An 11727-nucleotide genomic window follows, 5' to 3' on the forward strand; every position below is an offset into this window, starting at 1 on the left:
CTCGTTTCGTTTTATGGTAATCGAGAACGCCCACATTGTCAACCACGATTTGACAAATCGGGACGAAGCTGTACGGCATCGCGCATGAACACGTGATGGATTTCCGAGGCCGCCTTGCTCGTGTTGACGTGCATCATTACGCGGATACAGCGAGGCAGACTGCCCGGCACGGGAATTTCCCGGGCGCACATCAGCGGCACGTACTGCCACCCGTCCAAGAGGCGCGCCGCCTGCGCCGGAAATGCCGCCTTGATGTCCTCCGTCGTGGTGATGAAAACGCTGGCGATGTCGTCAGCCCGTACGCCGTTTCGACTGACCATCTCCTCCAGCAGCAGCTTGGTGGCGGAAACGATCTCTGCCTGTGTGTCGTTTTCAATCGTGATCGCTCCCCTGATTCCTCGCACTCCCATCTCTCTATGCCCCCGCTTCTTTTTTCATCGCTGTCAATATCTCTTGTTCATCCACGTCTTTGACCAGTTCCACCTTCCCGATGGCCCGCGGCAGCACCAGGGCCAGCTTGCCGCCGACGGCCTTTTTGTCCCGCTTCATGACATCCAGCACCGCTTCCGGCTCCAGGCCGTCTGGCCAGTCAGTGGGCAGGTGGAAGAGGTGAAGCAGCCGTTTTGTCCGTGCATAAACGCCTGCTTCAGCAAAACCGATGCGCTCAGCCACTTTGGCCGCCAGGCACATGCCGATGGAAATCGCCTCTCCGTGGTTCAACACGGCGTATTCGCACAACGCTTCGAACGCGTGGCCAAAGGTGTGCCCCAGGTTGAGCAGCGCGCGCTGTCCCTGCTCTGTCTCGTCAGCCGAGACGATCGCTGCCTTGATCGCGCAGCCCCGGCGTATGGCGCGGCCCACCCGTTCAGCATCAAGCTGCCACAGGCTCGCCGCATGTTCCTCCAGCCAGTCGACGAATGACGCGTCGGCGATCAGCCCGTGCTTGATCACCTCGGCAAAACCAGCCGCCACTTCCCGCTCGGGCAGCGTGCGCAGCGCGGCCGTATCATACAACACCAGCCGCGGCTGGTGAAAGGCGCCAATCAGATTTTTGCCCAGCGGATGATTGATGCCCACCTTGCCGCCTACCGAACTGTCGTGCGCCAACAGCGTGGTCGGCACCTGCACAAAGGCGATGCCCCGCATGTAGGTGGCGGCAACAAAGCCGGCCAAGTCACCGACCACGCCGCCTCCCAGCGCGAGAATGGCTGATTTTCGGTCCAGCCCCGCCTCGATGGCCCGGGTCAGCACCTGTTCATAGACCGCAAGACTTTTCGACTGCTCCCCCGGAGGAATTACGCAGTCCGCCACCCGATAGCCTGCCGTCTCCAGCGCCTGTTTCAGCGGCTGCAGATAGCGCGGGGCTACGTTCTCATCGGAGATGACAAACAACCGGCTCGTTGGAGATATGCCCGCATCCTGCACCAGGGCCGCCACCTGCTGCATGACACCATCGCCGATAACGATGGGATACGTGCGCTCTCCCAACTCTACGTAAAGGGTTTCAACCGCCATCAGAACCGCTCCGTGTATGCGCGATACTGGCGCACGTTTTCCAGCATGTCGTCCAGTGAGTCGGACGGGAATTTTTCGCACATGGCGCGAGCGATTTCCCAGGCGACCACCGCTTCGGCCACGACGCTGGCGGCAGGAACAGCGCAGCTGTCCGAACGTTCGATGCTGGCGGAGAACGGTTCCTTGGTGTCGATGTCCACGCTCATCAAAGGTTTGTACAGCGTCGGAATCGGCTTCATCACCCCGCGCACGACAATCGGCATGCCTGTGGTCATGCCGCCTTCCAGGCCGCCCGCGTTGTTCGTCTTGCGGCTGTATCCGGTGTCCTGGCTCCAGACGATCTCATCGTGCACCTGGGACCCTGGCAAGCCCGCGGCGCCAAAGCCAATCCCGATCTCCACACCTTTGAACGCCTGAATGCTCATGATCGCCTGAGCCAGCCTGCCGTCCAACTTTCGGTCCCACTGGACGTGGCTGCCCAGCCCGATCGGCACGCCTTCCACGATTACTTCGACGATGCCTCCAAGCGAATCGCCGTCCTGTTTGGCCTGGTCAATGGCCGCCATCATGCGCTGCTCCGCTTCCTTGTCCAGACAGCGCACGGGGGATTCCTCGGAACGCGCGATCAGTTCGTCCAGCGTGACATCCTGCCGGTTGGCCACCACATCGCCGATCTGCAGCACGTGACCGCCGATCCGAATGCCAAACGCGGCCAGGAGCTGCCGGGCGACAGCACCGACGGCGACGCGGATGGCTGTTTCCCGCGCGCTGGAACGTTCCAGAATATTTCGCATATCCCGTTGATGGTATTTGATCGCGCCGTTGAGATCGGCATGACCCGGACGGGGACGGGAGACGCGACGCTTCTCCTCCGCTCCTTCCACCGGCTCGGCACTCATGATACCCTGCCAGTGCGTCCAGTCTTTGTTTTCCACAACCAGCGTGATCGGCGCGCCTGTCGTGTACCCGTGCCGAACGCCGGAGAGCACTTTCACCTGGTCTTTTTCAATCTGCATCCGCCGGCCGCGTCCGTGTCCCTTTTGCCGTCTTGCCAGCTGTTCGTTGATGGCTTCGACAGAAAAGGGCAGGTTGCTCGGAACCCCTTCAATTATGGCAGTGAGCTGCGGCCCGTGAGATTCCCCTGCAGTCAAGTATCGCATCTCTCTCTTCCTCCATCCTCAGGCAGCATTTCCTTCTCTGACTACGGATGCTGTCCTTTATCACTTTTAAGCGTTATAATATCATACCTGTCAGTCCGTGCAAATACAAAAGTGACGAATTGTCCCGACGCCCTTGGCAGACAGGCAAAACGCTTCTCCCTCGCAGGAGAAGCGTCATCGAATTGGCGGAGCTCACATGTGAGAATCGACCGTCAGAAACGAGGAAAGCGGCCGCCGCAGGTGATTCGCGCGGACGAGTTTGTCCAACTGCTCCTTTTCCGCACCGAGGATTTGCCCGCACTCTTGCAGCGTGATCAAACCACGTCGGTATGCTTCGATGACCTTTTGCTTGTCCATCTGCTTCCTCCCTTTTTGGTAGATAGCATGGTAGATAGCATTAGTGTTGGGAAAAAACAACAGGGATATACCAAGCTGCGTCCGCTTCAGCCCATTTTCCGATAAAAAAACGTGTCTTCCGACTCCAATTGATACTGCTGCGGCTGGAAAATCTGCTCCGTGCTTCCGACGAACAGCACCCCGCCCGGTTTTAGCGCCCGGCTGAACTTGTGGTACAGCTCGTGCTTCGCCTCCTCGGTGAAGTAGATCATGACGTTGCGGCAGATGATCAGGTCGAATTGGGAGTCGAACGGATCAGCCAGCAAGTTGTGTTTGCGGAACGTCACCCGGTTTTTCACCTCGTCGGCAATTCGGTAGCTCATCGTGTCCTTGACAAAGTACTTGGCCAGCAGATCCTTGGGACAATCCTGCAGCGATCGCTCCGTGTAGACCCCTTGTTTGGCCTTGGCCAGCGCCCCTTCGTCAATGTCGGTGGCGAGCAGTGACGCCTCCCAGCGGTTGCGCATCAGGATCAGAGTCAGCGTGTACGGCTCTTCGCCCGTGGAGCAGGCGGCGCTCCAGCACTTCAGCCGATGCGACTGCTTGACTAGACGGGGCAGAATTTTGTGTTCCAATACTTCCCAGCGGCCCGGGTTGCGGAAAAATTCGGACACGTTGATCGTCATCCGGTCGAGGAATTCGTAGAACAGGTCCTTGTTCTTGGAGATGGCCTCAAAGTACTGGGCAAACGTGGGATAGCCCCGCTTCAGCCGGAGCGAGGTCAACCGCCGCTTCATCTGGGCTTCTTTGTAAAGGGCGAGATCGATTCCTGTCAGTTTCTTTACATTGACGATAAACTGGAGAAAGTCCTTGTCTTCCATGATTGCGAAAATACCCCTTTTACGTGTGGTGAGGCGTACCCGCCAGCAAGCGCTGTTCGATTGACCGCGACAAACGCCCCCTGAAAAGACCATGCTTCACACAGCGGGGACGGCGCTTGTTGCCGCTTATCCATGCGATTCGCTCTTTTTCTGCAAAATCCTGCCGATTTTTGTTGACATTTGGCGAAAAAAAGAAAAAAGACCCCGCATGCGGAGTCTTTCCCCTATCCCGCTTAGATCCAGCGTTGGATTGTTTTTTCGTAGGAGAGTACTTCCCCTTCGTTGAACCAGAGTGCGATTTCGCGCTCAGCGCTTTCCGGGGAATCGGAACCGTGGATGATGTTCATGCCCACGGACGTAGCGAAGTCACCGCGGATGGTGCCCGGTGCTGCATCTGCCGGGTTGGTTTTGCCCATCATGGCGCGTGCAGTCGCAATCACGTTGTTGCCCTGCCATACCATGGCAAAGACCGGGCCGGACGTGATGAAGTCGACCAGTTCGCCGAAGAACGGGCGTTCTTTATGTTCAGCGTAGTGCTTCTCAGCCAGTTCGCGGCTAACGTTCATCAGTTTCGCCCCTACCAGTTGGAAGCCTTTTTTCTCAAAGCGGGAAACGATTTCCCCGATCAGGTTGCGCTGTACGCCGTCAGGTTTCACCATCAGAAACGTTTTTTCCATCGTAAGTATGCCTCCAGTACCGCTATGTATTGGTGCTTGCACACCAACGAAAATTTTATCAAAAGAAAGTGGGGCAAGCAACAGCCCCCTTGTGAAAAAACGATTAAAATTTCCGGTTCACCATGAAATTGGCGATGCCAAGCAGGGACTTTTTGGTCTGGTTGTTCGGCAGTCCGTCCAGCGCCTCCCGTGCACGGGCAATGTACCGCTCCGCCAGCCCCTGGGCATAGGCGATGCCGTCGTCGTTTCGCACCAGTTGAATCGCTTCATCTACGTGATGGTGGAGCGTATTGTCGCGTATCCACGCCTGAAAGCGGTCGCGCGACTTGCCGAACCGGGCGGTGTACATCGCCGGCAGCGTAATGTTTCCCTGACGCAGGTCGCTGCCTGCCGGTTTGCCCAGCTGCTTTTCCGTTCCGGTGAAGTCGAGGATATCGTCGGTAATTTGAAACGCCATCCCCACGTTGTAACCGTACCGGTACATTTTGCGGACCAGTTCGGGACCTGCACCGCTGGCAATCGCCCCCATCTGGCAGCTAATGGCGATCAAGAGCGCCGTCTTCCGCTTGATCCGGCGCAGGTAAGTGCGGAAGTTCTGCTCCCAGTTGTTCAGGTCGCGCACTTGTTCGATCTCGCCCTTGACCACTTCCACGATCGCGTTGGCGAGAATCCGGTGCAGCTCGGGAATGCGCAGCTCAGCCGCGATGGACAGTGCCCGGGCGAAAATGTAGTCCCCCGTGTACATCGCCACCTTGTTGTCCCATTGGGTGCGCACGGTGTCTCGCCCGCGCCGCTTGTCCGCATCGTCGATCACGTCGTCGTGCACCAGCGTCGCCATGTGGATCAGCTCCAGCGGTACTGCCACGTGCTTCAGCCGCTTCACGTCGTAGTTGCCCCACTTTCCGCCGAGCAGCACAAACACCGGGCGTATCCGTTTCCCCCCCGCCTTGAGCAAGTGTGTGGACGAGAGGTACAAGTCCCGCACACTGGTATCGATGGACTGTTCCAGTTCCTTTTCGATGTACTGGACGTCGTTTTTCAGTTGAAAGTAAATATCGACAAGGTTCATCCGCTCCACCTATTTCGTCAACGTAATGTGGGACTGACAACCGGGATGTTCCCAGACGGACACGGTCACTGGTGCGGGCAGCAGCCCCAGCTCAGCCGCGCACCGGTAGTAGTATTCCAGGCCTGTCCGATGCTCGTCCCGAAAATCGTGCATCAGCCCCCGGAAATACTGATACCACAGTTCCTTTCCTCCGCCTAACTGCCCGTTCACGTAGTCCACCAGCGGGATCAGGTTTTGGCGGGTCTTCTCCTTGCTGGCCAAAAAGGCCTCGTGAACCTCTCGCAGCAGGTCAGCGTGTTCGCCGATCACCTCTTTGCGCACGGCCCACAGGGCAAACGTCATGGTATAGCCGGTAAAGCGATGCCACAGCTCACCCAGATCGTAGACGTGATAAGGCCCGCCCTGGAGTTTGGCGAGAATGGCGTCGTCACCGATCAAGAGCGCCCCGTCCGCATCCCGCAGCATCTCCGCCAGCACGGGTTCCTGTGTAACGTACGTGACGTGCAGACCGTAAAACGTTTGCAGAATGATTTTCAGCAAATTGACTGACGTTGCGGACGTGTTGGTCAGGGCGATCCGGGCACCGTCCAGCGCCTCGATCGGCCGTTTGCTGAACAAGAAAATGGAGCCTACTCTCCCTTTGGCGCTGACGGACAGGTCGGCCAGCGCCAGATAGCGGGAGGCATGCTCGGCGTAACTGAAGGACGAAATCACTCCGAGATCGATCTCGCCGCAGGCCAGCGCCTGATTCAGCTTGGCTGGCACCTGCCGGACGAACTCAATCCGGCCGTTGAAACGCTCCTTGTCAAAGTGAAAGTAGACAGGGAGTACGTTGGTGTAAAGGATTTGTCCAATGCGCAAGGACTTTTGCATGATCTATTCCCCCCAGCGCCGGAACAGCTCGTGCGGCACATCCAGCGCGTCCAGTGCTTTTCCCACGACAAAATTGACAAGGTCGTCCATCGTCTGCGGCTTGTGGTAGTACCCTGGCATGGCAGGCAAAATGGTGACGCCGAGGCGGCTCAGCTTCAACATGTTCTCAAGCTGGATGGCATTCAGCGGCGTCTCGCGCGGGACCAGCACCAACCGGCGCCGCTCCTTCAGCATCACGTCAGCCACCCGCTCCAGCAGGTTGCCCGACGCCCCGTGGGCAATGCCGGACAGCGTCCCCATCGAACAAGGGATGACCACCATCCCGTCGCACCGATATGAACCGCTGGCGGCCGGGCAGTTGAAGTCGCGCATGCCCCAGTAATGGAGCGCGCCGGGTGCATCCTGCTGCAGTTTTTCCCGGATCAGGGCCTCCCGGTCGTCGGTGTTCCAGTCCAGCTCGTCCCGAAATACCTGCCAGCCGGCCTCCGTGATCATCAAGTGTACGGTATGGCCGCCGCGCAGCAGTTCCCGGACAAGCCTGACGCCGTAGATGGCGCCGCTCGCCCCGGTAATGCCGACGGCCCATTTTTGTGCGCTCATGCTATCACCAGATCAATCATGGTAAACGTAAACATGACCATGCTTAATATGCCGTTCATATTGAAAAAGGCCACGTCCAGCTTGGACAGGTCTGTCGGTTTTACCAGCAGATGCTCGTAAACCAGGATGGCTCCGGAAATCAGCACGCCGACCAGGAACCAGACGGACAGGTTGGCGGTAACGTACAGGGCCAAAAGACCGATGAAAGTGATGACGTGGCAGACCCGTGCGACCAGCAGTGCGTTGGCGATGCCAAAGCGGCTTGGCATGGAATAGAGCCCTTCCTTGCGGTCAAACTCATAGTCCTGGCAGGCGTAAATAATGTCAAAGCCGGCGGTCCAAAACATCACGGACAAAAACAGCAGAAGTCCGGTGAAATTCACCTGCCCGGTCGTCGCCACAAAGCCCCCCAGCGGTCCGAACCCGATGGCCACGCCGAGCACGAAATGGCAAAGCCATGTAAAACGTTTCGTGTACGAGTACAGAATCAGGACAAACACCGCGAGCGGCAGCAGTTTGACGGCCAGTGCGTTCAATTGGAAGGCGGCGAAAAACAATAACGCGAAGGAAGCAATAATAAAGACGACAACCTCGGCCACGGAAATCAGTCCGGCCGGAATGGCCCGGTTGGCGGTACGCGGATTTTTCGCATCGATGTACCTGTCGATCAAACGATTCAGCGACATCGCCGCGCTGCGCGCTCCCACCATGGCCACGGTCACCCAGAAAATCTCGCTCCAAGTGGGCCAGGTGTGCTCTACTACAATGTTCCCCAAGACCGCTCCCATAAAAGCAAACGGAAGGGCAAAAATCGAGTGCTCAAACTTGATCATTTCCAAAATAATTTTCAATTTGCGAAGACTCACGTGAAAACACTTCCCATCCACAGAAGGATGCCTATTGGCAAGCTATGCTTTTGTGCCGATGTGCAAAGCGGCCACACCGCCCATAAACAGTTTTACCTGAACCGGCTCCAGTCCTGCCCGTTGAAACATGCGGGCTAGTTCTCGGCTGTCTGGAAAATGGGTCAGTGACTGCGGCAGCCAGGCATACTCCTCGTATTTGTTTACCGTCCATTTGGCGATCAACGGCAGAATCTTGTAAAAGTACAGGTAGAACAATTTGCGGTACGGTAAAAACGGCGGTTTGGACACCTCCAGCGAGACCACTTTCCCGCCGGGTTTGACCACGCGCGTCATTTCGTTCAGCACCGTCTGAATGTCGGGTACGTTGCGCAGCGCAAAACCGATGGTGACGAAGTCAAATGTGTTGTCTTCGTACGGGAGCTGCATCGCGTCGCCGTTCACCAGCGTGACCACGCTGTCAAGACCTTCCCGTTTCACCTTGAACGCGCCGACATCGAGCATGTTCTGGCTGAAGTCAAGACCGACGACCCGTCCTTTTTCCCCGACCGCCTTGGCCAGCGCAATCGTCCAGTCGCAGGTGCCGCAGGCCACGTCAAGCGCCGTGTCGCCGGGTCGTATGTTCATTTGCTTCATCGTGTAATTGCGCCAGGCGATGTGGCTGCCGAAACTGATGATGTTGTTCATCTTGTCGTACTCTGCCGCGATGCTTTCAAACACGGAATGGACGTACTTCGCTTTTTCTTTCATCTGGTTCTGATTCACCTGGATTTACAACTCCTCAATGACCCGTTTCAGCCGGTTGACGCGGTGCGAGTAACGGGATGTGATCCACGTCAGCACGTGACGGGTCTCCGGCGGATGCAGCGAACGAACCAGCTGTTCACAGATGCTCATCAGTTCCATCGCTTTTGCTTCCAGAGCCGCCGCCACCTGGGCGATCGTCGCTCCCGGTTTTTGCAACAGAAAGCGGGAGAAGCCAAAGGGAACCTGTTGTTGCCACTTTAACTGCTCCCACTCGCCCAGCATGTTCTCCACGGCCGCCGTCTCTGCAAACAGGGCCGTCCAAAACCGGCGCGTTTCTTCATTGTCCGCATACTTGTCCACGATAGCCACGTACAGCCCCGTATCGATTTCCGTCCGCAGCGTCAGGTACTCGTCGGACGACAACCGGCCGTCGCGTTCCGCCATGTACAGCTTCATTTTCGCTTCGTTTACCCGCTGGATGGCGCCCGACAGCACTTGTATCGCTTCCATTTCACCAGCTTCGGCAAGCATTTGGTAGTACCGGCTGCTGTAGTAGTCGCCGGCCAAAACGGTGAGCTGCCGGTTGCGCTCTGCCGCCAGCGAATTGTCATAGGAATTTTTCACGTTCTCGTGCATGTCAAGACCCAACTGAACAAGGGCTGTTGACATGGTGAACGTCCGCGCCCGTTCCTTGGTCATGCCCCGCTCCAGCAGAAACAGGTACAACAGCGCAAGCCGGTTTTCCGCTATGGCCGGAACATCGACATATTGTTCAACAAACGAATGGGTGATACTTTGGCAGATCTGGTCGATGATCGCTCGAACCTCGTCTACATATGTGGTCTGTTCTTTGTTCATGCGTCCTCCTCCACAAGCGGTTCAACCTGGTAGGTGCCTGTTTCCGTTCACTTTCACGTTCTCGCCGGGCCCCGGCAAAAAGTCCGTCCCTACAATCATACCACACTTCTTTGGTCAGGGACTAACTCTCCGGTAAAAATAAGGGTCGATACGTACGGAAAAACGGGCTCTGATGTGCGATTCCAGATCGGCAATCTGCTCCGGCGGCGTTTCGTAGGCTGACTTGTCCTTGCGCTGGGCTTCGACGGCGATCAGGAGCTTGGGGGCAGGCGTATCGGGTTCAACTTCCAACAGGCGGATGTAGACCTGCTCCACATTTGCAGTCAACCGAAACAGATCGCGCACCAAGACGTAAAAATCGCGGTATACAAGCGGCAGTTCCGCACGCTGACCGGAGGAAACGGCCAAATCGACATGAACCGACGGATTTTCCCATTTTACACGCTTAATATTATAATGAGTCGACATGAAAGTAAATAAATCCACCACATTTTGCTCGCTCAGATCGACCGGGCGAGACGCCTGGAACGCGGGTATATCGGGTTGGTTCCAGGTCACCCCGGGAACAAGCGACAGCGTGAGAGCGAGCAGCGTGGAGACGGCAATGGCGGCCAGCAGCCTGCGAGGCATGAGACATCCCTCCTCACCACCATTGTACAAAACAAAAAAGCAGGCTATGCCTGCTTTTACTCCGACGTTTCGATCACGCCGTGGTGAGTGTAGATCACTGCTTTGCCGCGCACCTTGATGGCGGACGTGTGTTCCGTGAACTGGGCGATCATTACCTCGCCCTTGTCCAGCTTTTCCGTGTGGTGAAAACGCGTGTCGGAACCGCGTGTCAAGCCGATGACGTGAACGCCGTTTTCCTTTGCTTTGACGACAAAGTAGTCTTGCTGCGTATAGGGGGACTGTGCCACCTTGTTTCCTCCTTACCCTGCTGAACTGCTACCTCTATGATGTCCCGCCGCTGTTCAACCGTTGCATGATTTTCGCAACGTAGCGCTGGGTCTCACGAGGCAGTTGATCGTACCGGGCTTCCAGCTCTTCGTCGGTGTCGATGCCCAAGCGGTCAATCCGACCGGGACCCGCATTGTAGGCGGCCAGGGCGACCTTCACATTTCCGTCGTACTTATCGAGCAGGCTGCGCAGGTACCTGGTGCCCCCCGCCAGATTTTCATCGGGGTTGTATACGTTTCGCACGTGCATCGCCCGCGCCGTGCTGTCCATCAACTGCATCAGCCCTTTTGCCCCTGCACGGGAAACGGCATTGGGGTTAAAGTTGGACTCTGCCCGAACCACTTCCCTGACCAGATTTTCATCCACCCCGAACGTGCGGGCGACATCGCTGATTTTGTTTAAGATAGACTGTCGGCTGACGGATGTGTTCGCCGTCTTCTCCGCGTCGCGCGGCATCGCCTCGCCGAAGGCCCGGTCAAACTCCCAGTCGGGAGAGCCGTCCAGTTCGGCCAGTATCTCTTCGGCGGCAATGACACGTTGACCGCTGGCCAGTTCCGCCTGCAGCAGGTCGGCAAACTGCGCGTCCCCGGCGAGCGGATCGAGAGACGTGCCCGTACCTGCGATCCGGGGCTGCGTTGTGATGGGGAGATATGGCTGAAACGATACGGACATCTTCATTCGGGAACAACCTTTCCTCGCTTGTCTTCATTTCTCATTATAGGAAAGAAAAATCAGGAAGCCAATAGCCAATTTGGCAGGAAAGCAAAAACGTCTCCGCCGGATGATTCCAGCAGAGACGTTTTGCTTGATATGGTCGGAATGCAGGGATTTGAACCCTGGACCTCACCCACCCCAAGGGTGCGCGCTACCGGACTGCGCCACATCCCGACGTAACATTCTTGTGCGGAACAACGACTATTATAAGGGAAGCATACCCAATCTGGCAAGAGAATCATGGAAAAAAACGTGCAAAAATTTGCGTACATGCCGAGCCGTTCCGTTTCAGCGACATGCGCACACAGCTGAGGCTGTTTCAACCCGAAAACAACAACGCCTCTCGTGCCAAACTGCTTGGACAAGAGGCGTTCTTCCATGATAGAAGTAGATGGTCGGAATGCAGGGATTTGAACCCTGGACCTCACCCACCCCAAGGGTGCGCGCTACCGGGCTGCGCCACATCCCGACTGTACA

Annotated in this window: 15 protein-coding genes and 2 tRNA genes; all 17 read right to left on the bottom strand. The window is 57.0% G+C overall.

Annotated elements, in window-relative coordinates; all coding sequences use genetic code 11:
• Nucleotides 1–38: 38 nt before the first annotated feature.
• Nucleotides 39–410, bottom strand: coding sequence for a chorismate mutase (gene aroH / locus ETC00_RS05635; protein WP_171564976.1), 372 nt, complete (start codon nt 408–410; stop codon nt 39–41).
• A gap of 4 nt (nt 411–414) precedes the next feature.
• Nucleotides 415–1515 carry a 3-dehydroquinate synthase gene (gene aroB / locus ETC00_RS05640; RefSeq protein WP_171564977.1) on the bottom strand — a complete coding sequence of 367 codons (1101 nt, stop codon included), beginning with the start codon at nt 1513–1515 and terminating at the stop codon, nt 415–417.
• A complete protein-coding gene (aroC, locus tag ETC00_RS05645) occupies nt 1515–2675 on the bottom strand; it encodes a chorismate synthase (protein ID WP_171564978.1) in 1161 nt (386 codons plus the stop codon). Before aroC ends, aroB begins: the two co-directional genes overlap by 1 nt.
• Nucleotides 2676–2867: 192 nt before the next feature.
• Nucleotides 2868–3032 carry a hypothetical protein gene (locus tag ETC00_RS05650; RefSeq protein ID WP_171564979.1) on the bottom strand — a complete coding sequence of 55 codons (165 nt, stop codon included), beginning with the start codon at nt 3030–3032 and terminating at the stop codon, nt 2868–2870.
• 86 nt (nt 3033–3118) lie between these two features.
• Nucleotides 3119–3892 (bottom strand): CheR family methyltransferase, encoded by a 774-nt coding sequence (locus tag ETC00_RS05655; RefSeq protein WP_171564980.1) that lies wholly within the window; start codon nt 3890–3892, stop codon nt 3119–3121.
• 233 nt (nt 3893–4125) lie between these two features.
• Nucleotides 4126–4569 (bottom strand): nucleoside-diphosphate kinase, encoded by a 444-nt coding sequence (ndk, locus tag ETC00_RS05660; protein WP_029099606.1) that lies wholly within the window; start codon nt 4567–4569, stop codon nt 4126–4128.
• A gap of 103 nt (nt 4570–4672) precedes the next feature.
• Entirely contained in the window at nt 4673–5638 is a 966-nt protein-coding gene (locus ETC00_RS05665) for a polyprenyl synthetase family protein (protein WP_171564981.1), read from the bottom strand.
• Nucleotides 5639–5647: 9 nt separating this feature from the next.
• Nucleotides 5648–6511 carry a menaquinone biosynthetic enzyme MqnA/MqnD family protein gene (locus tag ETC00_RS05670; RefSeq protein WP_171564982.1) on the bottom strand — a complete coding sequence of 288 codons (864 nt, stop codon included), beginning with the start codon at nt 6509–6511 and terminating at the stop codon, nt 5648–5650.
• A gap of 3 nt (nt 6512–6514) precedes the next feature.
• Nucleotides 6515–7111: a UbiX family flavin prenyltransferase gene (locus ETC00_RS05675; protein WP_171564983.1), complete on the bottom strand. Its 597-nt coding sequence runs from the start codon at nt 7109–7111 to the stop codon at nt 6515–6517.
• Nucleotides 7108–7977 (bottom strand): UbiA-like polyprenyltransferase, encoded by an 870-nt coding sequence (locus ETC00_RS05680; protein WP_171564984.1) that lies wholly within the window; start codon nt 7975–7977, stop codon nt 7108–7110. Before ETC00_RS05680 ends, ETC00_RS05675 begins: the two co-directional genes overlap by 4 nt.
• 42 nt (nt 7978–8019) lie before the next feature.
• The gene (locus tag ETC00_RS05685; RefSeq protein WP_304414359.1) at nt 8020–8739 is read right to left on the bottom strand and encodes a demethylmenaquinone methyltransferase; all 720 of its coding nucleotides are present in this window, start codon (nt 8737–8739) and stop codon (nt 8020–8022) included.
• A gap of 6 nt (nt 8740–8745) precedes the next feature.
• Complete coding sequence (locus ETC00_RS05690) at nt 8746–9579, bottom strand: heptaprenyl diphosphate synthase component 1 (protein WP_171564985.1); 834 nt, start codon at nt 9577–9579, stop codon at nt 8746–8748.
• A 114-nt stretch (nt 9580–9693) separates the two neighbouring features.
• Complete coding sequence (locus ETC00_RS05695) at nt 9694–10209, bottom strand: hypothetical protein (RefSeq protein WP_171564986.1); 516 nt, start codon at nt 10207–10209, stop codon at nt 9694–9696.
• 56 nt (nt 10210–10265) lie between these two features.
• Nucleotides 10266–10496 (bottom strand): trp RNA-binding attenuation protein MtrB, encoded by a 231-nt coding sequence (mtrB, locus tag ETC00_RS05700; protein WP_029099598.1) that lies wholly within the window; start codon nt 10494–10496, stop codon nt 10266–10268.
• A gap of 34 nt (nt 10497–10530) precedes the next feature.
• Nucleotides 10531–11214: a lytic transglycosylase domain-containing protein gene (locus ETC00_RS05705; protein WP_171564987.1), complete on the bottom strand. Its 684-nt coding sequence runs from the start codon at nt 11212–11214 to the stop codon at nt 10531–10533.
• 133 nt (nt 11215–11347) lie between these two features.
• Nucleotides 11348–11424, bottom strand: a tRNA-Pro gene (locus ETC00_RS05710).
• 218 nt (nt 11425–11642) lie between these two features.
• Nucleotides 11643–11719, bottom strand: a tRNA-Pro gene (locus ETC00_RS05715).
• Between the last annotated feature and the right edge of the window lie 8 nt (nt 11720–11727).

Source organism: Brevibacillus sp. MCWH (assembly GCF_013096935.1).
In the GTDB taxonomy this organism is placed as follows: domain Bacteria; phylum Bacillota; class Bacilli; order Brevibacillales; family Brevibacillaceae; genus Brevibacillus; species Brevibacillus aydinogluensis.

Excerpts from the sequence above, each read along its gene's own strand:
- aroH (WP_171564976.1), bottom strand. The coding sequence starts at position 410 with ATGGGAGTGCGAGGAATCAGGGGAGCGATCACGATTGAAAACGACACA.
- aroB (WP_171564977.1), bottom strand. The coding sequence starts at position 1,515 with ATGGCGGTTGAAACCCTTTACGTAGAGTTGGGAGAGCGCACGTATCCC.
- aroC (WP_171564978.1), bottom strand. The coding sequence starts at position 2,675 with ATGCGATACTTGACTGCAGGGGAATCTCACGGGCCGCAGCTCACTGCC.
- ETC00_RS05650 (WP_171564979.1), bottom strand. The coding sequence starts at position 3,032 with ATGGACAAGCAAAAGGTCATCGAAGCATACCGACGTGGTTTGATCACG.
- ETC00_RS05655 (WP_171564980.1), bottom strand. The coding sequence starts at position 3,892 with ATGGAAGACAAGGACTTTCTCCAGTTTATCGTCAATGTAAAGAAACTG.
- ndk (WP_029099606.1), bottom strand. The coding sequence starts at position 4,569 with ATGGAAAAAACGTTTCTGATGGTGAAACCTGACGGCGTACAGCGCAAC.
- ETC00_RS05665 (WP_171564981.1), bottom strand. The coding sequence starts at position 5,638 with ATGAACCTTGTCGATATTTACTTTCAACTGAAAAACGACGTCCAGTAC.
- ETC00_RS05670 (WP_171564982.1), bottom strand. The coding sequence starts at position 6,511 with ATGCAAAAGTCCTTGCGCATTGGACAAATCCTTTACACCAACGTACTC.
- ETC00_RS05675 (WP_171564983.1), bottom strand. The coding sequence starts at position 7,111 with ATGAGCGCACAAAAATGGGCCGTCGGCATTACCGGGGCGAGCGGCGCC.
- ETC00_RS05690 (WP_171564985.1), bottom strand. The coding sequence starts at position 9,579 with ATGAACAAAGAACAGACCACATATGTAGACGAGGTTCGAGCGATCATC.
- ETC00_RS05695 (WP_171564986.1), bottom strand. The coding sequence starts at position 10,209 with ATGCCTCGCAGGCTGCTGGCCGCCATTGCCGTCTCCACGCTGCTCGCT.
- ETC00_RS05705 (WP_171564987.1), bottom strand. The coding sequence starts at position 11,214 with ATGAAGATGTCCGTATCGTTTCAGCCATATCTCCCCATCACAACGCAG.